This window comes from Halobaculum sp. EA56, assembly GCF_051195075.1.
Taxonomy (GTDB): Archaea; Halobacteriota; Halobacteria; order Halobacteriales; family Haloferacaceae; genus Halobaculum.
In genome coordinates, this window is the sequence record NZ_JBNTJX010000005.1 from 39,414 (window position 1) to 63,238 (window position 23,825).

General features: G+C 60.1%; 12 protein-coding genes. 5 read left to right on the forward strand and 7 right to left on the reverse strand.

What is annotated here, in order from left to right; all coding sequences use genetic code 11:
- Positions 1-31 precede the first annotated feature (31 nt).
- Both ACQUQ1_RS10120 and ACQUQ1_RS10125 read right to left on the reverse strand, forming a co-directional pair.
- Positions 32-445, reverse strand: a complete 414-nt coding sequence (locus ACQUQ1_RS10120; RefSeq protein ID WP_435064171.1) for a PadR family transcriptional regulator — start codon at positions 443-445, stop codon at positions 32-34.
- A gap of 140 nt (positions 446-585) precedes the next feature.
- Positions 586-2,568, reverse strand: a complete 1,983-nt coding sequence (locus ACQUQ1_RS10125) for a pentapeptide repeat-containing protein (protein ID WP_435064172.1) — start codon at positions 2,566-2,568, stop codon at positions 586-588.
- Positions 2,569-3,105: 537 nt separating this feature from the next.
- On the opposite strand from ACQUQ1_RS10125, the gene ACQUQ1_RS10130 reads away from it, so the two are divergent.
- The 3 genes from ACQUQ1_RS10130 (at position 3,106) to ACQUQ1_RS10140 (ending at position 11,846) form a co-directional block, all read left to right on the forward strand.
- Positions 3,106-6,171 (forward strand): hypothetical protein, encoded by a 3,066-nt coding sequence (locus ACQUQ1_RS10130; RefSeq protein ID WP_435064173.1) that lies wholly within the window; start codon positions 3,106-3,108, stop codon positions 6,169-6,171.
- Between the two features lie 240 nt (positions 6,172-6,411).
- Positions 6,412-9,006 (forward strand): PD-(D/E)XK nuclease family protein, encoded by a 2,595-nt coding sequence (locus ACQUQ1_RS10135; RefSeq protein WP_435064174.1) that lies wholly within the window; start codon positions 6,412-6,414, stop codon positions 9,004-9,006.
- Positions 9,003-11,846 carry a UvrD-helicase domain-containing protein gene (locus ACQUQ1_RS10140; protein ID WP_435064175.1) on the forward strand — a complete coding sequence of 948 codons (2,844 nt, stop codon included), beginning with the start codon at positions 9,003-9,005 and terminating at the stop codon, positions 11,844-11,846. Before ACQUQ1_RS10135 ends, ACQUQ1_RS10140 begins: the two co-directional genes overlap by 4 nt.
- Before the next feature lie 151 nt (positions 11,847-11,997).
- On the opposite strand, the gene ACQUQ1_RS10145 is transcribed toward ACQUQ1_RS10140, so the two are convergent.
- The 4 genes from ACQUQ1_RS10145 to ACQUQ1_RS10160 all read right to left on the reverse strand — a co-directional run bounded on the left by ACQUQ1_RS10145 (position 11,998) and on the right by ACQUQ1_RS10160 (position 20,393).
- Positions 11,998-16,500 carry a HEAT repeat domain-containing protein gene (locus ACQUQ1_RS10145; RefSeq protein ID WP_435064176.1) on the reverse strand — a complete coding sequence of 1,501 codons (4,503 nt, stop codon included), beginning with the start codon at positions 16,498-16,500 and terminating at the stop codon, positions 11,998-12,000.
- Positions 16,497-18,248 (reverse strand): vWA domain-containing protein, encoded by a 1,752-nt coding sequence (locus ACQUQ1_RS10150; RefSeq protein ID WP_435064177.1) that lies wholly within the window; start codon positions 18,246-18,248, stop codon positions 16,497-16,499. Before ACQUQ1_RS10150 ends, ACQUQ1_RS10145 begins: the two co-directional genes overlap by 4 nt.
- A gap of 138 nt (positions 18,249-18,386) precedes the next feature.
- Positions 18,387-19,322 (reverse strand): AAA family ATPase, encoded by a 936-nt coding sequence (locus ACQUQ1_RS10155; protein ID WP_435064178.1) that lies wholly within the window; start codon positions 19,320-19,322, stop codon positions 18,387-18,389.
- 210 nt (positions 19,323-19,532) lie between these two features.
- Positions 19,533-20,393 carry a poly-gamma-glutamate hydrolase family protein gene (locus ACQUQ1_RS10160; RefSeq protein ID WP_435064179.1) on the reverse strand — a complete coding sequence of 287 codons (861 nt, stop codon included), beginning with the start codon at positions 20,391-20,393 and terminating at the stop codon, positions 19,533-19,535.
- Between the two features lie 152 nt (positions 20,394-20,545).
- On the opposite strand from ACQUQ1_RS10160, the gene ACQUQ1_RS10165 reads away from it, so the two are divergent.
- Positions 20,546-21,430 carry a metallophosphoesterase gene (locus ACQUQ1_RS10165; RefSeq protein ID WP_435064180.1) on the forward strand — a complete coding sequence of 295 codons (885 nt, stop codon included), beginning with the start codon at positions 20,546-20,548 and terminating at the stop codon, positions 21,428-21,430.
- A gap of 466 nt (positions 21,431-21,896) precedes the next feature.
- A complete protein-coding gene (locus ACQUQ1_RS10170) occupies positions 21,897-22,484 on the forward strand; it encodes a hypothetical protein (protein WP_435064181.1) in 588 nt (195 codons plus the stop codon).
- Positions 22,485-22,526: 42 nt separating this feature from the next.
- Here ACQUQ1_RS10170 and ACQUQ1_RS10175 read toward each other — a convergent pair whose 3' ends face one another.
- Positions 22,527-23,795 carry a hypothetical protein gene (locus ACQUQ1_RS10175; RefSeq protein WP_435064182.1) on the reverse strand — a complete coding sequence of 423 codons (1,269 nt, stop codon included), beginning with the start codon at positions 23,793-23,795 and terminating at the stop codon, positions 22,527-22,529.
- Between the last annotated feature and the right edge of the window lie 30 nt (positions 23,796-23,825).

Consider the following 23,825-nt stretch of genomic DNA (forward strand, 5'->3'; position numbering starts at 1 on the left):
CCCAGTGAGGGTGATCCGCGTTCCCAGTCCGTCACTCGTCGTCCGGACGGGGAGCGTTCTCGTATTTGACCATCTTTTCGGGCTTGTCGGAGATGGTCTCGTAGATCTGTTGGAGCGTCTCCTCAGCAGCGAGTAGGTTGTGATCCTTGAGGAACTCCTGCCCCGCCTCAGTAAGCGTGTAGAACTTCCAGGGATACCCCTGCCGGCGCTGGTCGTCGTCCAGAGCGACCTCCTTGACGATACCGGCGTCGATGAGCTTCTGGATGTGCTTGTAGACGGTCGCGTCGCTCACGCTGGGGTTGAGTTCCTCGAGCTCGTACATCGAGGGGAGCTGCTCGGGGTGCTGGAGGATGTTGTTGATGAGCGCGAATCGCGTCTGCTGGGTCACGAAGTGGACGAGTTCACGTGTTTCCATTCCCCCAGTCGTCCCGAAGTCGGTGCTCATACGACACGCTACACGTCCTGGCGACATGTAGTTTAGCCTTGGGTGAATCACTCTAGAGTAAACTAGTTCCGAATTAGGTAGTACAGCGGGGCGACCAAGCCCAGAGGTATTCTCAGACGGGGTTCGGAGTACACTGACTCTCACATGGTGGTGGCAGCGACAAATATCGGGATCAGTCTCCCGTGAACCACCGGATCTGAATCGACCTGATCATCGAAGTGCATCGCCCGGAAGAGCTCGTGGCGAACCATCGCCTTATGCAATTCAGTTGCCGTCGCCACTTCCGCCCCGGAGCTGAACGCATCATCGGATGCAGGAATCGGGATGAGATAGTCCGTCTCGATAAATGCTGGGTCAAAATGCCCGAATACGACCGACTCGTCGTGCTTCGTATAGACACCAGCGAGCATCACGCCGGTGATGCTCCCGCTGCCAAAGTGCCGGGCGTGAATGTCCACTCCGAACACCAGCACAGCGTCCTCACTCTGTGGGAGTCGTGCGACAGCGGTCCGGGCCGTTCGTAACGAGTCTTTGACCGCGTCGTGCCAAGGTCGCCTGTCGAACGCCATCAACGCAACCACGACGCCTTTCGTCTCCTCGATGCCGCCTTCCACGAGATGGGACGCATCGGCCGGAATCGGGAACTCCCCCGTGATCGCCTCGTTCGGGAGTGTCTTCCCCTCGTGTTGCAACGACTCCGGATGTGCCAGAATCATCCGAGAGCGACGGTCATCGAAATCGATCGTCTCCGCAAACGGGAATTCAGCCACACTGAAATCAGGGTCGACGGCGAAGCGAGCGTCTGTGAATGTAGGGTCAACGAGAAACTCGGTCCCGTCGAGCGTCACCTTCCCAGTGAACCGCGTATCGGTGAAGTCGGCATGCCCGGCGAACGATACGTCAGTAAACCAGACTCGGTCCCCGAAGGTGCTGGATTTGAAATAGGCTTTCTCGACGAATTCGGCACGACTGAAATCGGCCGTTCCCTCCACCGTCGCCGAGAACTGGAAGTGTTCGAACGACGCGTCTGTACAGTCGAAGTCGCCGTGGACGACGGACCCATGCAAGAAGAACTGCCCTGTCGTTCGTACGTTTCGGAGGACGAGTTCGGCTTCAAAAACCGCATCGCGAAGATGAGACATCCCCTCGAATACGCTCCCAGAAAAGTCGGCTACCTCACCGATCGTCGCATGTGTGAACCACACCTCGCCACCGAACGTCACGTCGGCGAACGACACGCGACTCTTGGGAACCGAGACAGTCGCGAAATCAGCCGTCCCATCGAACTGTGACCCGTCGAATACCATCGCCGTACCGTCAGTGTCGATATTGTTGAAGATCGCATCACTCCCGAAGTCAGTGTCGATATTGTTGAAGATCGCATCACTCCCGAACTCACAGTCGGGCGCGATGATGTCGCCGCCGACAGTCGCGTGACTCCAGTCCGTCTCACCGTTCACGCGTCCCTTGCGCATCTCAGCACTCCCCTGAATTTCGGCTGCGATCGCGTCGAGATCTGCATCCACAGTCGTGCCGGTGAGCGTGAGTTGGCTCCCGACTGTGATAGCTGTCGCATCGAGATTCCAGTCGAACGTAGACCCCTCGATAGACAGTTCGCCGTCAATCTCGGCTTGGGCCAGAATCAGATTCGACGTGAACGACGCCTGATCGAAGACAGCTGCACCGTCAATACGTACCTCTCGAAGATCGACATATCCCGCGTCCATTCCGGTGGCGTTGACTCCACCCGCAATTGCTGCATTGTGTCCGTGAATCCGTCCCTGAATATCGGCATCGACGAGACTGACCGGCGCCTGAAATACCGCGTCGTCCATGAGAATCGACCCGGTGACGGCTGCATTATCGAGCAGCAGTGGCACATCGACTGTCGCGTTCGTCAAATCGAGATCCCCATCGATAACGGCCCCGCGTAGATCGAGCGGTTCCTGAGACGCCGTTGTCACAACATCGTCACTCAGCTCGAGACCAGGAAGGTGCTCGCCGGCAAACGTCGGCCGAGTGTCTGTTGCAGCGAGTGTCTGTGAAAACCGGTCTGTGAAGCGGTCACTTGGGAAATCGCTCTCCTGGTGGTGATACAAACACCGGCTTGTCTCCTCATCCACGACCGGATGTGGACAGCGCTCGTGTTCTGGACGGTTGATGGCGACTCGGTCGTCCGGCGTCCGCGTGTCCGCAGGGGCGTACGTGTATTCACACCGACCGGGGGAGGAAGTTGGCATAATTGTCACTGAAGATATCACTCTATCGGCTAATATAGACTGGGGCGTCCCCGGGTGGTGAGCTCCCAGAGCAGGAGAAACCATATCCAAACCCCACCGGCAGCAACTGAATACCGAGAATTCTCGATGTAGCCTCGAAGAAGTTACAAAATCGATAGTGACCGATACGTCTTTATTGTGTCCGGTCTGCGTGGTTTCCATGCTACGACGGAGCCAGGTCTATTTCGACCTGACCGCGTGCGGTCGGCTGTTTCAATTTTGACCCGCGCAGGCACCGTGTAATGTGACACACCGCGGTGCCTGTTCGGACTCCTCAGTGAGCCAGAGTAGCGGAGCACCTGAACGACCAGGATCAACAGCCGTAGCCGTGCTGTTACCACGTAACAAAACACATTTTCTTGTCGTATGTGAACTACCACCATGGCCACTCGCCGATTCACACCACCACAACTTCCCGAGTACATTGACGAACGAGGTGACCGGACGAACCTCGTCATTCTCGGGGGTCCGTGGGTCGGGAAAAGCGACTTCCTCGATGACAACGCCAACCGATATACATATCTCGGCTATGAGGCTGACCTCGGTCTCGATACCCTCGATGACAGTACTGACGACACACCAGTCGTCATTGACGATTTCTATCGGTGGTATCGCAGCGACGCGAACGCTACACAGTGGGACTGGCTCTTCCGTGCATCGAGCGGGATTGTTCTCGTCACGCGGCCGCGACGATTCGATTGGCTCCTCGAAGAAACCGACCTGGACAACCGGCTCGACGATTCGTTCGAAGTCATTCACGCTCGATATCCGAAAACGTCTGCAGACGTGCCACTCCAATATGAGGGAGCGGTCGAGACATGCTGCGATCACTCCTCGTATTCCGAAGCGGAGATCGAACGGAACATCTCGAAACTCCACTACGAGTACGAGTTCGACCACGATTACGAAGTCTATGACTCATATCTCCCGTTCTTAGTGTGTCACGACAGTCTTCGAACTCTCGATTCGTCTGGTGGCGTCTTCGAACAGGTCACCGCAATCAGTGACCGGATCACACAGACTGGCTTCCTCCAAACCGTTCGCGACCGTGCTTCTGAACTTGCCGTCGGTACCTCGGGAGTAACGGTCGCGGGGTTCACAGGCCAGCCGGTTTTCCTCGGGCTGACAGTCACCCTTTTGTTAAAACTCCGTGAGCGACACAACGACGGTCGGCCCCGGTCGAACGTACAGTCATTCCTCGGGCCGCTCGCAGATGATCGATTGCTTCCACACACGGCGGCGGTATTCGAAGAGGAACTCGACGTTCCACCCGGCACGATCGAGGTTCTTCAGGAGGCCGTGCATGATACGGAACTGTTCGAGTCGCTCGAAACACTGTTCGATTTGGACCCAGAGGAGATCGACGACCTCGCAGACACAGTCGCATCACTCGAGGATGACCTCAGCGAGATCGAAGCAGAAACACAGCAACTCTCAGAGTGGGTCGATGGACTCGTTGCCGACGCAGTCCGCGATCCCGAGTGGCTCATCAGACAGAACCGCCGGACGAGGGTCTCGATGCTCCGTGAACAGGGCGTCCCATCCGAAATGGCCGTTGGGGTTGCACGTCCATTTGGCAGGCAAACGCTACGCCCGACACGCCTCAAGGAGGTTGCGACCGCTCTGAAGGACGCACTCGACGAAGATTCCAATAGAGCGGCTGGGGACCTCCCGCCGTGTCTCATTGTTCGGGGCCCACGTGGAGTCGGCAAGACGTCCTTCGTGTGTCGCCTCATTCACGAATTAGATGGCGTCGATGCGGGCGTCCTGGATGAGACACGGGACCCGGGGTTGATTCGCACCCGAGTGCGGGAGAAAGCCGGATCCGACCAGTTCGTCCTGGTGTACAAACACACCGGGCACTCGATTACAACCGTCAGCCGACTGTTGGGTGAGACACTCGTCGCTGATGTCGACGCGATCGTCATCGAAGTCACAGACTCACTGTACCCAGACCTTGCGCAGGCCTGGGAGACGAGTCCAGAGGGAGGCCACGACGACATCGCAGATCGGCTGGAACGCATGGTCGATCTCCCTGTGGACATCGACAATCCAGTCAGCCTCGACCCTCTTGACGACGATACCATTGCGGGGTTAATCGAGCCGTTCGAACTCGACCCGGACTCGGAGGAACACGAGGATATCATTCAGGCAAGCGACGGGTTCCCGCTGCTCGCCATCATCGCCGGCTCACTCGTCGTCACTGGAGAGGACGTAGGCGAGCTCTCCCAACAGCGGATCTTCGTTCGCCACCTCGAGAACGCACTCACTCAAATCGAAAACCACCCCACAGACATCGAACGGGTTCTAGAGACGCTCGCAGCGGTGCGATACGTCCCGGATATGGCGACCCTGTTCAATGCAGCCGAGGTCGAACCACACGAGCGTGAATCTGTTGAGCGCCTGCTCAAACGGTATCTCCGTGGATACATCCGTGAAGCCAACCAGGGATACCAGCTTACTCCAGAGATATATACGCGGCTGCTGTTCCAGCGGAGTTGGTTCAGCGGAACCGATACCGATCTCGAAACAGCTGGAGAGAGACGGCAAGCAGTACTTGCTGACCTCTACGATGAGTTCCCGGAAGGACTCACCGGCTGCGCCGCCAACTTGGGAGGCGTCTGGTATCACGATATCCCATACTCGGCTACAGACGACGGGGCTGGGACGATTCCTCAACCAACTGCAGAGGATATCATCGCTGCGGCGACCGAACTCATCGCCGTGGAGTTTTCGCCTGATACTCCAACGACAGCTGATGAGCTTCGAATAGCCATACAAACGCCGTCGACGGACACAATGATTCGACGAGAGATGCTTCGACGTCTATTGATAGCGGGGATACCCCTGTCACCGAACGACCTTCCGTTCGAGAACTACCTAGTCGACTATCTCGTCTTGATGGAACTCACTGCGTTTCAGGCGAATCGATACAGTTCGTCAGGAGAGTCGATCGACATGGGTCTCGACCGCTGGCTGAGTGAACAGCTCGGGGTTCGCCTCCGACAATGGATCGCGAACCACATCGCGAGTAGCATCAAACCAGGGCTTGCTGTTGCTCATGAAGACATTGTCAGGCAGCTCTGTGAGGTGACGCAAGCCTGTGCGATGGAGCTGGAATCGAAAACGGGAACGACTGACCCCGTCGCATTCGTAACGGGTGTGTACGGACTTGCGATTACCAGAGCTGTCGAATATGAGCCACTGATCATGGGGAATACATTGGACGAGTGGTTTGAGATACTTGAGGAAGAATTGACAGCTTCGAGTGAGGACTTCACCGAGTGGATTCAGGAGGACGAGCGTGGCTCAGACTCTGTCGATGAGTATCTGCTTCGGCTCTTGTATTCGACCGCATTTGATTCTATCCCCGATGAGCTCGATACGGAAACAGCGAATCGCTTGAGAAATCAGATCAGTGTTCAAGCGCATATCCACGGGTTGTAGTGAGGCAGAAGATAGAACCGGTCAGGTATCGAAGTGGTTTTGATCGGCCTCTTCAACTCGGACGGTCGCGTCACATTGGACGATCACAGTATACTTTGGCACTTCGAACTCAAGCTCCCACTTGTCACTCTCGTGGCAATCAGTGAATTTACTACGTCGAGATCCACAGAATGTCGTGCGGCGTCCAGATACCTTTCCTGCGGTGAGATTAAGTAGACTGACACACGCTTCTTCGAGAACGTGGTCTTCTCTCGAGCCAAATCGATCGACGATATTTACGACGCTGTCGTCGACCACGACCTCGTTGTCGTCCCTGACGCACCACTTGCCAGCGCGATCAACCGCCGACTCGACGAACCTCGATTAGGTGCGTTCGCGATCACCCCGCGTCGATTAGCTGCTGGTCGACGTGAACAGGCCGAGGACCGTCTGGCGTTCCTTGAGATCATCGACCGCATCGACCGTGCGTGGTCACGAGTCGCCTACGAAGTGGGGAACATCCTCCAGTGCTGGGAACACCAGGCCGACCTGGAGGCAATCTTCGAGTACGACACATACGTGAGCGATGCGACTCACGAGGCAGTCGCAGCCATCGACGACCTCGATACGACCTCCGCCCGATTGTCCGAGTACTCGATCGACGAGGAGCTGTCAGTCGCTGTTGTGGGCGAACCACAGTTGACCCCACTTGAGCGTTCAATTCTCCCTGCGGAGTATACGTCGGTCAGTCCGTTCCACAGTGAAGCGTACGATCCCACTCCGTTCCACGTGTTCGATTCAAAAACGGACGTGGTTGAGACAGTCATCGATGCCCTCTCGACGGAAACCGCAGATGATGTCGCCATTGTTCTCGACCAGGCAAGCGCGTATTCGTCGTTGATCGAATCCGGCTTAGAATCCGCCGGGATCCCGTTCTACGGTGGCCCGGGATTCATCGATAACACCGACCATCGGGCATATCTCTCGCTGCTTCGAGTACTCAACGCTGGGTCGGACACACGTGTGCGCGAGATTCGACCGCTTCTCACTCACCTTGGAGAGCCTCCGGCACCGAAACACGACGACAAGCGTGTCTCGGAGCTGAACGGTGGAGCAATTTCATGGGTGCAGGACCTGCGGTCGACCACAGATGACCACACCTTCGATGACATTCTCGCGGCGTTTGAGCGGCGGGTCGGTCGGTCGCTGGATGCATTTCGGACAGAACTCCAAGCGTTGGGAGTTGCAGAAACGACGGTCACCGACACCGCTGTCGACCAATTGGCGTTCTATCTGCAATCATACGAGGTACCCGTCGACCGCGAGAACACGGGCGTCTTACTCGCAGACGCAACCAGTGCGGCTTACGTCGGCCGTCCGACTGTCGTCCACCTCGGGCTCGATGATGGGTGGACCGCCTCACCACCGAACCGTCCGTGGGTGGGGCGAGAGGATCAGTACACTCGTAACATCGACGATTTCCAACTGCTCTTGCAAAGCGGCCGGCAACAGCATTATCTCGTGACTGATGCGGAAGGTGGGTCGCCGGTTACACCGGCGCTCTATTTCACCGAACTCCTGGAGTCCTCTTTCGAGCGGTTCACAGACGTCGAGCACGTTCGCCACACAACACCCGACTGGACTGACGGCAACGGGTTCGACCGCGACCCGACGGTGGTCGATACCGACATCGAGTCAGTCGAGACGATCAGCCAGAGCAGTCTGGCGACGTACGTCAATTCTCCACGCGACTATATGTTCTCGCGATTGTTGGACAGCCCCGACCGAGAGTACTTCATGAAGGGAAATCTCCTCCACGACTTTGCCGAGTTCTGTGTTGCCCACCCGGCATTCGTCGATTCCGACGTCGTCGACGACGCTGTCGAACTCATACTGGACGCGACCCGTCCATTCCGCAGGCGCGTCGATGAACCGACTCGCCGAACGGAATATCGTGTGGCACTCGAGACGATTCACGAATACATTGCTGAAACCGATCCTGTGGGCGATCCCGCACTCGGGACCGCCGACCGATGGGGCGAGAATACGTTCGCTACCCATTACGGACGACCGATCGGTGACGCTCCAACCGAGGTGTGGTTCGAGGAGCAGGATCTAGGGATGAAAGGCAAAATCGATCTGGTGGCGTCGCCCACAGAATTGGTCGATCACAAGAGTGGCACCACAGCACCCACAGAAACCGAGATCGTCCGGAAATCCGCTATCGAGCCGCCACACGACAAACCCGATTTCCAGGCGCTACTGTATCTCTCCTATTGGCGCACACAGCGACCGAATGAAGATCTTGAGTTCACGTTCTTCCACCCCCTCGCAACGCTTGATGAGGCAGTCGCAGGCGAGGCTGCCCTGGAAGCGACGCGGACCACAGTCTCTGCGTATCCCACGTCATTCCCAGACCACGTTCGCTCGGAGGCGGTTTTCGCGGCCCTGCGTGACGACGGGGCGGGGGATTGCCAGAAGACACTCGGGAAAACGACCTACAGTGAGTGGGCGGCTGTCTTCGAGCGTGCCACCCCACCGACAACGAGTGCCAACGACGAGATGATCGACTCAGCCTTCGGCCAGACGTTGATCGAACACATGCGGGACACCGTGGGAGAGTACAAGTACGTGACCAGCGGTTGTGAGCAAGCACTCCGGGAACTCGCACGCATCTACGGCCGGAATTACTTCATCGAGGACATGGACGCGTTCACAGACTTCGTCGCCGACCAATTGACCGAACTGAACGAGTATCGGAGAGGCGCTGCGCGGTTCCCCGTCGAGGGTCGTAGCGGCGAACCGAACGCCCGGCGACTCGACCATGAGGACTTGCTGTTGGAGGGGTCCCGATGAGCGAGCTGACCCCAAACGAACAGCAGAAATCTCTCATCACCAACACCGACGGACTCTATCGGGTTGACGCCGGTGCGGGGACTGGAAAGACGTTTGCCGTCACACGGCGGTATGCGGAGATCGTCAAGCAGGCCAGCATCGCACCGGAAGACGTCCTCTTGGTCACGTTCACGCGGAACGCTGCAGAGGAAATGCGGACCCGGATCGTCGATCACTGCCAGTATGGCCTGAAGGACCTGGATGATGCGCCGATCCAAACCTTCCACTCACTGTGTTCTGATTTGTTACGAGAGTATGGGCATACGGCACCCCAATATCTCGATCTTGAGGGGCGGATCACAGGTTCGACACAGATCATCGAAAACGAACTCGTTGAGGAACGGTTGTTCCGAGAGTTCATCGACCGATTCAGCGATGACCATCCCGACCATGCCGACCAGCTCCGGGCGCTAAACGACCCCACCGAACTGCTGGAGTTGATCGGCAAGCTCGCTGCAAAGGGTGTGTTCCCGACAGCGGAGGGGTGGTATCGTGACGGCGAAGCCCACCTCGACGGTGATTTCGAGGGCTTCCGCGACCTGTTCGACCAGGCAAATGAACCCCGGAACGACGGTACCGCCCAATCGCGATTGCGGAGCAGACTCAACAAGTATGGACAGGAGAAACTGTATCAGCCTGATGCACCGTCGAAAGCGGAGATTCGAGGCCAGGGCAAACAGGTGCCGGCAGACGTCGCAGAATTGGCCTTCCACCAAGATCGAACCGCCCTGAAGTCATTTGTCCACGATGTCTATCATGAGTATCTCTCGTTCGCACTCGGCCGAAATTACCTAAATTTCGGATTCTTGCAGGCGTTCGCCTTCGTTCTCTTGTGCGAGGATCACACCCTGCGTGAGTCGGTCGGGTTCGAGTACGTGATGATTGACGAGTTCCAGGACTCCAGCGAGATCCAGTTCAAACTCGCACTCTTGCTCGCTGAGACGGACAACCTCTGTGTCGTGGGCGACTGGAAGCAAAGCATCTACAGCTTCCAGTACGCGGACGTCGACAACATCCTCGAGTTCGACAGCCGGCTCTCGACGTTTGCGGCCGAACTCAACCGAGACACCACGCGAGTCCACTGGGACACCGACTCCGTCGAGTCGATCTCGCTTCGTCGAAACTACCGTTCGACGGAGTCGATCCTCGAGTTCTCGACGAACGCACTCTCGGTCCCCGCGACATCCCGCGAGCAGTCCGACCCGGTCGATATCACACCGCTGACCGCGGATACCGACCGCGACGATTCCGTTATCGAGGCGATCCAACACGAGGACGAGCACGAAGCGGTCTTGGCGAAGATCCAAGCCATCGTCGATAACGACGAGTATCTCGTCGAAGACGAGGACGGAGAGCTGCGGCCACCAGGCTACGGCGACATCACCGTGTTGACCCGGACCCGAGATTTCGGCCGTGAACTGCTCGCGGCAGCCAGCGAATACGACCTCCCGGTCGCTTACGAAGGCGGCATCGAGCTGTTCCACACGGATGAAGCGAAGTTGCTGCTCGCGTGGCTTCGAATCCTCGAATACGACGCCGATCGTGGCTGGGCGGTAGTTCTTGAGGAGGCGGGGTATCTCCTCGATGAAATCGACGCGATGCTCGATGCCGATAGCTCCCCGACGTATCCTGAGGAGATGGTCGCGTTCCGGGCTGAGTTAGCATCGATGGAAACCCTTGGCGGCGTTGCACGCCAGGTGTTTGCTCGGTATGGATTGACCGGCCCCACCGCCGACCACGTCCTGACGACGGTTCAGTCGGCAGCGGACTCGACGACGATGACGCGCGGTGACATCATTCGGTTCATCGAGCGAGGGATCGAACAGGACAGCACCCAAGAGATCGACGCCGGTGCGGGCACCGACTCGGTCACCGTCCAAACGATTCACGCGACGAAGGGACTCGAGCATTCGATCGTTATCCTGGCGAACATGAATCAGCGCCGCTTCCCGCCCAGTGGTGGGGGGAGCAATACGATCCAGTTCGAAGATCCGATCGGCCTTCGCCACCGCCAGGTGTTCGAACGGTCGGCGTACGACCTACCACACGTCCTCAGCGACTGGCGGATGGACGTCCTTCGTCACTGCCTCCCGCGTGGATATGATGAAGAGCGTCGATTGCTGTATGTCGCGATCACGCGTGCGAAGCGCCATCTCGTCTTTGCCGCAGGTGAGAACCCGAACGCGTTCCTCGAAGCGTTGCCGGTCGATGTAGAGACGATCGAACCGGATGTCAGTCACTACACCGGGGGCGGCCCTACCCGATCGACGTTCACGATGGACGTTCTCGAACCGGCAGGCCCGACAGCGCACACGCCGCACACGCTGATGAGTGCCGAGCCGTTCGAGGATGTCGAGGGCGGGATGGGGACCGAGTACGGGACCCAGGTCCACGACTTCGCCGAAGCGTATGCACGGGACCGAACGGCGGCCCCGACAAATGAGGATGAACGGCGAGTGGCGGCGTTTCTCGATTCGCTTTCGGGGGAGCTACTCGTCGAGGAAGACGCAACCCTCCCGCTGTCTGTGGACGGCGAACGCGTGACGATTTCGGGGGTCGTCGACCTGCTCCATGTCACCCCCGAGCGTGTGGATATCGTGGACTACAAAACGGACCGTGGGCGCCACGGTGAGGACGAATACCGGACGCAGCTGAGCGTCTACTATCACGTTGTGCAGTCTGTCTATCCCGAGCGCGAGATTCGGCCGAGTATTTTCTACACCGCAACAGGGGACCGCGTCGAGATAGACCCGTTGTCGCTAGCGGAGCTTTGGGACGTTGTTCGAGACAGGGAGGAATAGCGAACATCAACGAGCTTCTCCGTGCTGTATGTATTGCGTATCCGCACGAGTACCAGCATTCGTGCTCCGACGAGATCAACCGGAACCTCTCGAAGCTGAAGCGGGATGACTGAGGCGCACCTCGAAGGGTGCACCTCCCGTATGCGGGATATCACTGTTCGGATATGAGTGTCTCATACAGGTCATCGGCGATGGCAGCGACCTCCGGGACGCCGTCCTCGCGCCGTTTCGTGACAGGATCAGGTATGGGCGTGAGGAGGGCTGGCGATACATCTGCGAACGAGTGCAGCGCTTCTAGGGCGAACCGGCGTACATACCTATCCGGGTCATCAAGGCACGTGAGACACGCCTCCGTGGCCTGCCGTCTCGCAGTCGGCACTTGAGTTCCGATCGCACCGAGTGCGAGGGTCGCCCCTCGACGTCCAGTTACGGGTTCGGTATCGGCCGTTGCTCTCGTCACCAACGCCTCGGTAACCATCCCAGCATCCACGTATGAACGACGAACGAGGGCTGGGACTTGCTCAGCAGCAGCCTGTTGGACTGGCCGGGCGTGGTCTCGAAGCACTTCGAACAGCCGCGCGAGCCACTCGTCCGCAACGAGCGGTCCCCGCTCCCAGACTGGCCGAGCGAACTCGACCGCATCCTTCCGAACGTCCATATTCGACGCGTCGAGCGCGGAAAACACCACCTCGACTGCGGGCCGGCACACACGGTCCGGTGTGACCTCCGGCAACAGTGCTCCCAGCGCCGCGAGGCGATTCCGCCGCCACCTGATCGCCGCGCGGTCGATCGAAATCGCTGCGAGCGACCGACAGACTGATTCGATCAGTTCGGGGGCGCAGTTGTCCCGGAGCTGGTCGAGAACATCAGTCCGCGTCTCCGGTTCGGTGCGGAGGAGATACTGAGCGACCGCGTCGGGGTCCAGCTCTGGGCGACCCACCACCGTCGGGAATGCTTCGAGTGCCGCTTCGAACACCGAAGCTCCGGCACGCCCTGCTGCATCCGCTGCGGCTTCGCGGACGGCTGCCGGTGCCACCGTGAGTTCCCCCCGTTCGCTGGTGTTCTCACGGTAGGCTTTGTACGAACCTGCCGACTCGACGGTTGTCTCGATCGGCTCGCTGAACGATTCCACCAAGTCAGGATGGTCGGCAGCGACCTCCGACAGGGTGCGAACGAGATGATACTCAACGGCCAGTTGGTCGATCTCCCCGTCGACAAGCTCCTCAGCCGCTGACTCGTCGATCGCGGCCGCCACAATATCCGGGTCCGTCCGGGCAACCGACTGCAGCAGTCGGCCGGCCGAATGTATGGCCGACAGGTCATCCGGGTCTGTCAAGAGCAGGGATTGAGCGGCCTCAACGACTCCGTGTAGTTCTGTGAGGTCCTGTGGTTTGGCCCCGGCGATCGTTCGTAACAACAGTGCTCGATTCGCAGAATCGGTCTGCACTCGCTCCATGAGCCGGTCCATCGATGGAGCAATGCTTTCTGGATCGAGCAGGCCGAGTTCGTTTACTACCGACGCGGCCAGTTGCCGCGTCCGTTCGTCTTTCGCGGCGAGTGCCTGTTCGAGCGCACGGCGTTCATCGGACACAAGATCGGGACGCTCCGTACAGGCCCGACGGAGGGCATCACACGCGACCCGAGCGACCGGGAACGAATCCGTGAGTGCGTCCGCGATAGTCGGTGTAACCCGTTCGAGATCGACCGTCGAGGGATGCCTGTCGATCAGCAAGAGCAGTCGTTCGCGGATGCAGGGGTGACTGTCGATAAGCAACCTCGTGATGACTGCCCCAAGGCGGTCCGTCGTCTCGTCACCTCGGGGGAGCCCAACGATCGCGAGGAAGGACGCTGCAGAACGCCGAACAGCGAGACTCTCGTCCGTAAGACAGCGTGCGATCGCGGTCTGCGGTTCCTTGTGGGTAACATCCGCTCCTGCGTCGCCGGAATCCGCGAGGGGACCTTCGGCATCGATGTCGGAGTTTGCAAGGCGAGCAGCCGCAGCAAGCGTGTCGTCACGACCTTCCCGGTCGCCGACTCGCGATGCGTGTCCGAGCAGACAGGTGACCGCCGCTGTCCGGTCAACGGTCCCGTCGGCGACGCCACGCCTGAGCGCTCTACGAGTCCTATCCCCGTGGCCCGCGCCGAGGGCCTGTCGGCATGCTGGGATCGGTGACGCTGTCCTGGATAGCTCCGGTTCCGGTTCACCCTCACATGCAAGCGGGTGCGACCGATCGCGTAGTGTCTCGAGTGTCTCTGTGACTGCCGCACGGATCTCCGGGTCAGGATGGTGGTGCCACCGCTGGAGCGTCTCGTGATCACGGCCGCTCGCCAATCGGACGATCTTCAATCCATCACACACCATGTCAGTCACGCCGCCGAGATAGAGCGTACCCAGAACATCAGAGACGCCGGCGGCGGCGGCCGGTGTCCCTTCTGCAACCGTGACAAGCGCCGTGAGTGCGGTCGATGAACCCACCTGATTGTAGATGTCTTCGAAGTCATCGAACAGTTTCGATTGGAGCAGTGTCGTGGAATCCGGCGCCGCAGTAATGTGGGCCGCAGCGACCTCGGGGTGGGTCTTCATCACCTCACGACCCACGTCGAACTCGATCGTTCGGATCGCGTCAGTACAGGATTCATCGAGTGCCGACAGTGTATCGAGCGTCTCGTAATCGCGGTGGATCACGCTTCGAATCGTGCGAACTGCGCGGGTCCACTGTGCATCGGTCGGCGACCCCAGCAGGATCGCCACGGAGATGGGCACGAACAGCTCTTCGAAGACGGCTCTATCGAGCATCCCGACCAGTCGGTCGGTTACCCGCGGGTCAGGATCAGCTATCGACTTGCGGATCTCGATGAGAGCCCGGCTCGCTGCCTCAGCGTTGGGCCCCGCACGTGCGACGATGTCGACGACGTACTCGACCCGGTCCTGCGCGACAGCCGGCGCCTCAGTACACACCTCTTTCAACGCCGAGTCAAGCGCTCGTGATGCCGATCCGACGGTGATAGAATCGTCCGATTCTCGTGTCTCCTCAAAGATCCGTACAGCCGTTCGCATGCGTTGGAGAGCAGTGTGTACGTACTCCGGATGGCTGTCGGCTACCGCTAAGAGTGGTCCCGTCGTGGCCGCGCGTTCGGTCGTGTGGAACGGCCCCGAAAGCATGATGTCCGCACACCGCTGTTCGTACCCGGTTGTCTCGCTACAGATCCGATCCACCGAGCGGCAGATGGCTTTCCGCCGGGCCCGATCTGCGTCTTCGAGACCGTCCGCAATTGCGTCGAGCAACTGATCGACCGATATCGGCGGAGAATCGACTGTATCAGAGGTCCGTACCTGTAGGCAGACTCGAGTCAACAGCCCGATTTCACCGGACGTCACGTCGGTCGGGTCTGCACTAACGGCCCGACACACGTCAACGAGTTCGTCGTCGATCGCTTGCGTGGTGATCGCCCGGTCGGCCATGAGGTCGAGACACGCCGATTCGGTGTCGGAGAGATCTCGTGAGTCGATGAGTTCCTCGTCCCGGAGTGTTTCAAAAAGCAACGGGAGGATCGGACCGTGATCGTCGGGCTCCGGGACGTCATCGTTCGATTCGAGTAACGACACCAAGATGTCAACGGAGACGACATCGGAGAAGTCGTCCGCTGCGGCGAGTATCGTCCAAACCGGAGGGTCAGACAGCCTGCTGGCGATATCGACGGCCGTCTCGATCCGGTCGGGATCGTCGGTCGGGAGCGCCGACCGAAGGGCCCGGGACCGAGATTCGATCAGTTCGGGTGCCGTCCGGGAAATCCACGAGATCGTCGTCAGGGCAGCCGTTTGGACGTCATCGTTCGAACTGTCGAGACCATCGACGATCGCATCGATGACTGGTTCGGCGACGTCCGGCGCCGCGAACCCGTATGGCGCCTCTCCGATGGGCGGGCGGGAGGCGATGCGGCCGATTGCCTCGATAGCGGCAGCGCGAACATCCGGATTTGACGCTGACAGGTGGGGATAGAGGCGATCCACCGCCGGAATCTCGTCCGGGAGAACCCATCCGATAGCGCCCAAGCCGTGGAGCGCATCGGCAACCACCTCGGGGTCCGTCGCATCGAGTTGCCACAGCCGTTCTGCGATGAACGGGCGGACGACAGCGGGCTCGTCACGAGCGGCCCGAACGAGGATCCACGCGGCCCCTTTCGTCGAGTCATCGTGTGCGTCCATCAAGAACTCTGTGAGCGAGCCGACTGCGGGTTTGATCGCTCCGGGTGCGGCCGCACCGAGTCGGTCGAGAAACGCCATCGCGATCGGCTCCGGTGTCTCCGTCTCGGAACTCGGTGCGATGTCCGCCGCGAGCGCTGCACCGGCCTGCGCGAACGTGTGAGGGTACTCCGTGGCCCACCGCGAGAAGTCCTCGATCGTTCCCGGACTCAGTTCGTATCCGGTCGCGATCATCGCCCGAAACGCGTTTGCGACGTCGTCGGCGCGGTCCGGACACTCCTTGACGAGGGCTCGGAGATACCGACGTGCGTACTCCTGAAGGATCCGCTCGTCGGCCTCCAACGCCGGGAGCAACGTATCGAGGTGCTCCGAGGCCGGCTGGTCTCCAGCGTTGTACCGGCGGCGTGAGCGCATGACATCCGAAACCGGTACTGACGCCTCGCCCGTCACTGCCGGCCCCCGAACAAGCGGCGAGCGATCGAGGCGAGGTCCCTCCGGATGGAGCCGGGATCGGTGTGGACGATACGGTCGAAATATTCGCTGTGATCGCGTTCGCGAGCGCCGATGTATATCCCGTAGACCGGAACGGAACACCGCTCCAGTTGGCGTCGATAGCGCTCTTCGTCGTCGGGGGCACCGTCCGTGATGACGAGTATGAACGGCTCACTCCCTTCCCCGTGGTCGACCCGGCGACGGGCGACGGCGATCGGCTCGGCAAGCGGTGACCCGCCGTCGACGCGGCGGCTCAGCAGCCTGCCGGCGGACTCGCCCGGGTCGCCCTCGAAGGGATGTTCGAGACACACCGTCGATTTCCACACGGAGAGCACGCCCACCGAGATTCCGACAGCACTGAGCGTGTGTGTGAGGGCGGTCACCGCCTCCTCTGCCGCCTCGATCGTCTCACCGCGCATCGAGCCCGAGCGATCGAGCACGAGGAGGCAGGAATAGTCCCGTTCGGCGCCGGACTCGCGTCGCGAGAACACACGCCCCCGCCCGCGGGCGGCGGCAACGACCCGACGGTCGTCGAGCCGCCCGGATCGCGTTCCCCGAACGAGCTGCTGGCGGCGCTCCCGTCTCAACTGACTTCGAAGCTCGGACTCTAATTTCGAGGTACTGTCCGTGATACGGGTAAATCGAGTCTGCACAGCAGCGGTGTCCGCGGGGGGCGGAATACGAACCGCACCGACATCCAGATCGTCATCGGCCAGGATATCGAGATATTCCCGACCGCTCTGTTCGAGCGGGGTACCTCCGGAAACGGGTCCGTTCGAGCGGGCACCTCCGACCGTCCGCCGCCGGTCGGCGATCCAATCGTGATCGGCTGCCGTCTCGCCCGCCACGGAGCCATCGCCCGCCGGCACCCGAACGGCCGTTTCGGAGGATTCACCGTCCCCTCGTTCCCCACCCGGAACGCCTCCATCGCGTCCCGGGAGCAGGTGTGCATTCCGGGGGTTCCACGATGAATACCCGTTCGCATCGCTCGGCCTGACGGCCGCCGTCTGCACTCGCTGGAGCTGGATCGGCGCGAGCGTATCCAGGACCGGCCGGACCGACTCGTACAGTTCGTATGCGGAGTCGACGCGTTCGGTGGGATCCGCTGTCGAACACAGCTCCGTGGTAAACGACTCGATATCGGGCGCCAGATCGCGAACAACCTCGCCGCGGTCGTTCATGACGACATGGGTGTCGTTGGATGGATCACGGATCTTCTCGAACCGTCCACTCGTGACGAATCCGCCATCGAGGATCCCCTGCCTGAGGGCTTCGTATACGGTGTACGTTCGAGTTACCCCGTCGGAGGACCCCTCCTCGGGGTCGAACAGTTCGACATACTCGCGATGTCGGGACGCAGCGATCGTCGACAGGGTCCTGTTCAACAGTCGGAGTAGGTCTCCGACCCGAAACTCGTGGGCGATCTGCGTCTCGACTGCACCGTCCTCAGCAGCGTTGTAGATCATCCGAAACGTCGACCGCCAGCGGTTCGGAGTCTCTTCGAGGCGTGAGCCGAACGTCTCGAAGTCCGAATACAGCACGTGGCCGAGTTCGTGAAACAGGAGCGCGACCTGCATGTGGTGGTCCCACGTCTCCTGCGGAAAGTCGGTGTGACACTGGTCGTACTGCTTCGTCGGGATCAGTATCTCCAGTCCGCCGGTCTCTTCGTCGGGGCGACACAGCGCCCGCACCGGATCCAATCGCACCTGGACGTGTGTGCCTCTAGGGGTGCAAAAGTTGGCGACTCGTTCGAGTTCGTGGCGTCGCTGTTCACCCGACCGCTGCGGCTGGGCAAACGCCGAGAGGTCCTCCGTGGTCGTGTCCGGTGTGAGTTTCATCCGTCCTCAGAGCTGTGTGTCGATGAGTGTTCGCACGAGCGACTCGTCGTACTCGTCCACACGGGCGACCAGTTCGCTCCGGGTCGCATCGCGAAGCGACATGAAGTCATCCGTCATGAACTGGGCGATGCGGACGAGTTCCCGGGTGGTGATCGGCGTCGATAGTTCACCCTCCCGGTAAGCCTCACGGAGCCGGCCGGCGAACTCTACGAGTCGGGTGATCTCCTCGCGACGGCCCCCATCGAGGGTCGACTGTTCGAGGACGAGGTCAACTTCGACATCGACGGGGAGATACTCCAGTTCGATGTGTCGGAACCGGTCCTCGAAGGCGTCGTTGAGTTCATACGTCCCCTGAAACCCCGGGTTGGCGGTGGCGGCGACGCGGAACTCCTCGTGCGGGGTGATCTGTTCGCCCGTTTGCGGAATCGTGAGTGTCCGCGTCCCGCGGCTTTCCATCACCGAGTTGAGTGCAGCGACCGTATTGGCGTCCGCAGCATTGATCTCGTCCAAGAGTAGAATCCCGCCTTCACGGGCTGCTCGGGTCAAGGGGCCGTCAACCCACTGTGTTACCGTCTCGCCGTTCTCCCCGCTCACGAGGTGTAGATGGCCCACGAGGTCCTCCCGATAGGTCGTCTCCGACAGGGTCATCCGGTACAGTGGTCGGTTCGTCTGAGCACACAGATATCGGATGAGGAAGCTCTTCCCGACGCCCGGGTTGCCCTTCAATACGACGTTCATCCCCAGTTCGAGCGCACGCGTCACGATCTCGACGTCAGTCCGCTCCCCGTCGCCCGAGCGCTCGTGGTAGGTGTCTTGCTCGATCGTCGGGACGCGTTGGTGACCGACATCCCCTAGCTTCGTCAGCTCCCGAAAGGACTCCTCGGTTCGGTCACCGACCGGGGTCGGTGAACTGCTCATGCTGACGCCGTCTGCCTTACTCATCTATCTTCCTCCCGAGGTGGTTCAGTAGACGCCGCCGAAAACATGCGAAGATGGTAATCTGCACAAACCGTGCAACCGGCTGTCCTGACTTAATGCTAGTCCTCAAACAAGAGTTGTCCCCGGGTCCACGCAGACCGCCCCGGGAGTGACCAAACCCGGCCGGATACCAAACACTGTGAACCTCAGGTGGGGCCGCTTCGGAAGTTCCGATCACGGTCCTTCGGTTTCGAGAAACTCCGCGACCGCCTCCCCCAGTCGTTTGCGGTATCGCTGATAAACGTAGGCAGGCGCCTCGATCTGTATTCCACGCTGGCTGTCGTGTGTGAGCCAGTTGACGACGTTCGCTTCACTGTCCCCCATGTATTTCGCATCCTCGGTCACGACGTCACGCACGCCATTGACGCCCGCAGCGATCCGTTCGGCAAGGTTCTCCCGGTAAGTGTCGTTCGCCCGGCCGCCGACGATGATCTCGTCACCGTTCCAGAGGTGGAAGCTGACGACTCGGTCGAATTCCGCGCCGCGCAGTCGCTGTAATCCCGGATACGATGCAGGCGAGATCTTCGTGGAGGTGATGTGCCACCGCTCGGTTGCACTCGCCCCGAAGTTGTGGACGGCCCAGACCGATGCGGGATTTGGATACGCCTTGGCCGCGTAGACGGCTGCCTCATCGGTGTTTCGTTCCCCATCCCCACCATGGGGTGCGATGAACGCGACATCAGCAGGGTCGTGTGCCTCATGCCAGACGGTTTCGACGCACTCGTCACGCATCCAGGCATCGTGAAACGACAGCTGGGTGCGTGGAACGACAGACTGGACCTGGACCCGATCCCCCGGAGCGATGTGTAGCTGTGACCGGCCGCGCTTCGCGAGACGTATCTGGACGTCCCCATCGTCGTGAAGAGAGGCGACTGTGTATGCACCGACAGGTCCGCCTGAATCAGCCTCGAGTCGGAGTTGCGTCCCGACAGAAACACCGAGCGCAGACGCCAGTGAGGGACTGATCGATAGCGTCTCGCGTTTGCCGAGGAGGTCGGATTGATCGTTGCGTGCTTTCTGAACGGTAGCGAGCACAGCAACCCGATGGTGGACGCTGTCCTCGGCCGTTTTGTTCTGGTGAGAGGTGAGGAGAGTCTATTTACACCGACAAGTTGGACCGTACTGAATGGACTGATTAGTGTCCTTTCGAGGCCAGCATCCGTTTGGTTGGAGCGGGGAGAGCGAACATGGAGTTCGATCCCGGTGTGTCGCCGGACAGCATCGAGTGGTTTCAAGCGGAGGATGGCGAGCCGACGATCGTCAGCATCAGCGATATCCATGGATACCTCGACCAAGCCCGGAGTGCGTTGACGGCTGTGGGAGAAACTGATGAGTACGCTCCAGTCGTTACGACGGACGGTGACGGCCTACTCCACTGGGCGGGCAACGACTACGTCCTCGTATTCAACGGTGATCTCATCGATCGCGGGCCCGATAACGAGGAGTGCCTCGAATTGCTTGCGCGGCTGAGTTCGGAGGCCTCACCCGGAAGAGTGCGCTATCATCTCGGGAATCACGAGATGGCGGTGTTGTTTCCGGACCGGTTCCCGTGGCCGGGGGTGTTCAGCATCGAGCTTCCACCCGACCGTAGGCGGTCCTTCATTGAAACGGTCGCCGCTGGACACGTTCCTGCCGCCTTCCGCGGGTACGATTATACCTACTCGCATGCCGGCTCGGCGACCGAGTTCGATGTCGCAGCCGCGAACCAGGAGGCTACCGATGCCGCGATCGACTGTCTCGAAGCAATGGGTGCTGGGACCTTCGATCGACAGCAGCAGGAGTCCATTATCGAACGGTATCCGACCGTGTTCGGGATCGGCGGTCGGGGCGGTCGTGGTCCCGATGCCGGGCTCCTCTGGATGGACTTCCAGCACATGCCTGGCGATGCACCTCCACAGATCGTCGGGCATTCACGCCATCGTGAACCAACTCGCAAGGGGACGAGCGTGTGTCAGAACGTTATCCGGCGGAACAAGGATTCACGTGGCGGTGAAGCGGTGTTACTCGAACGGCCCGGTGAGTTGAACGCGGTGGTTCGGACTCGCAATGACGTCAGTGTCCGGGCTGTGTAGCCGTCACCACATACGGTCGCAATTGAGAGGGTTCTGATATACCCCCCAGGACCGACCCTACGTTCTGAGTCCGAAGCTAGGGTGTATTAACCCGTTACTCAACCGGTCCCTGAGGAGTATTGCAACAGTCGAGCCGGTTGTCGGCTTCCATATGTCAGGAGCTGGGCGGACGGAGAGGCGGCAGACAGACTGCCACCATCACGTTTCTGGTGCAGTTGCTCGAGTGACCCTCGCTGATGTCGAGCCGCTTAGCAGGCGTGCGGTCGCTTCGCTGCACCGACACGGATACAGTATCCCGATCGACCTTCGGTACGCGAGTTGGACGGCGTTGGCGGCTCTCGATGACGTCACAGAGCCGGAGGCACGGCGGATCAAGGCCACGTTCATCGATGGATAGGTTGGGAAACCACGAGGAGACGACAGTCGGGGCACTGTGTACGATCGGGCGGTACGGCCAGCAAACACGATGAAACAGACCTACCGGGACGCATGGCGAACAAACGACGTCACTGAGACGCTGTGGGACTGTGGCGGCGACTCGATCGCGATACTTGCACCGTGTGGGGGTGATATCGAGGCCGGTAGCGACACTGTAGCGGGTGAGGCACACAAGCAGCTCGTGCGGGTCGAACTTGCCCCAACCACGTGGATGGTCCACGGATTCGGCGAGGATGCGATGACGAACTACTATCGGTCGCCGACGTCGCTGAAACCGGACACCTATCCGATGTTTGCAACCATCGCCGAACGACGGTTCCAGTACGCGATTAGTTTTCGGGTGCACGATGCCTCGACGGTCAAGATCGGTGGCCGTGTCCACACTGGGGTCCAGCGTGCGCTTGCGACGGAACTGCGCGAGCGGCTTTCGACAACGAGTGTCGATACGGTCGATCCAGCGACGACAGATTCCGGGACCAAACGAGCCAACGTCGTGAATTGGCTGACTGTCGACGGCGAGGGAGGAGTCGAGATCAAACTCCCACCGATAGTCGCCTGGCGCGACTGGCGGGATGTTGCGCAAGCCGTCGCAGCAGTGTATTTTGATATTCTCTGATGCGTTCGAAACCCCTCTGCGTCGAAGCCAACGCCAAACGGGCTACAACGAGGACTGGGTGTCGGTGATAGCCTCAGTAAGTTCTGTCTGAATCGAATCGAGGTATCGTAACTCCTGGCGATACGCACAGGAGTTGTGATCGCATCGGTGCGTCGAAAGGGCACAGAGTGGACACTGGAGGGACTGCTCCGGATCTCGACGCCCGTTCGCCATGCGGACCAGCTGATCGACAACTCGGTCGACGACAGTGGACCACTCCCAGTGACCATCGAATTGCTGCGTCTCCGGGTTCAGAGCCTCGATGTACGGGTTCGTGATCCAGTTACCGGACGCCGAGTCGCCGTGAACCACAGCCCCGACAGATCCACTATCGAACGCTCGGTGAACCAGCCAAGCGAGCCCGGACGGACACCCGATCGTGTGTTCCAGTTCGACTGTCGGTTCTGCAGCCGTCTCGGGTGGAGCATCGAACAACGGAAGCAACTCGTCGCCGGTTACGACGGGACCCGCAGCGTCGATCTGGACGTCCTGGTCTGTTGCATCCAGCTCCTGTCGAAGCTCTGTGGCGGTCGGTGGGATCGAAGCGACGGGTTGTGACCTGATCGTCTCGTCGATGATGTCACGACACGCTCGGGCTCTATCGAGGAGCGTACCAGCTGCGAGCGGCAGTCGGGTATCATCCGAATACACAGCTTGCTCGGCGACTGAAATGAGCGATGGTGAAAACGTCGTATCGAGGGCGTTGTGAGCGGCTTGAGCGCCGTATGAGTCCCGAATGTCAGTGAGTATGTTGCCCAACTCCGGTTGCGGATGCGCCCTGTCGACTTCTCTGTGTAGTTCTCGAACACCGCGTTCGAGTGCCTCCCGAGACACGTCTGCCCGATTTCTGGAAAACGCCTCCACGTACCAATCGATGAACGAATCGCTCTCCAGGATCCAACTGAGGACCGTTCGAACGGCTGTGCGGAACAGGCTGCCGAGCTCGTCTTGCAGTGACGTCTGGATCCGGTCGACACGGACAAGCTGTTGGCCACCGTGTCGGGGAGTGAGTGTCCCTGCACACAGGTGTGTCATGAGTTCGTCCCTGCGGCGGGCAAGTACCCGAAACGCTCGCCCACTGGTCGTTTGCACCAGTTGTCCAGCGTATATGACCGGGACGTCAGCGAGGCCGATTATGTCCGACGGTGAGCGGTACGCCGGTGGGATCGAGACGTGATTGAGTCCGGGTGAAACCGAGATCGCCGGGTCGTCCTCGCGTGGGGTCGGGAGCGGGAACCCATACCGGTTCCCGAACGGAAATTCCAGTGTCATCTGTTCGAATCCAGGCCTCCTGTAGTGCTG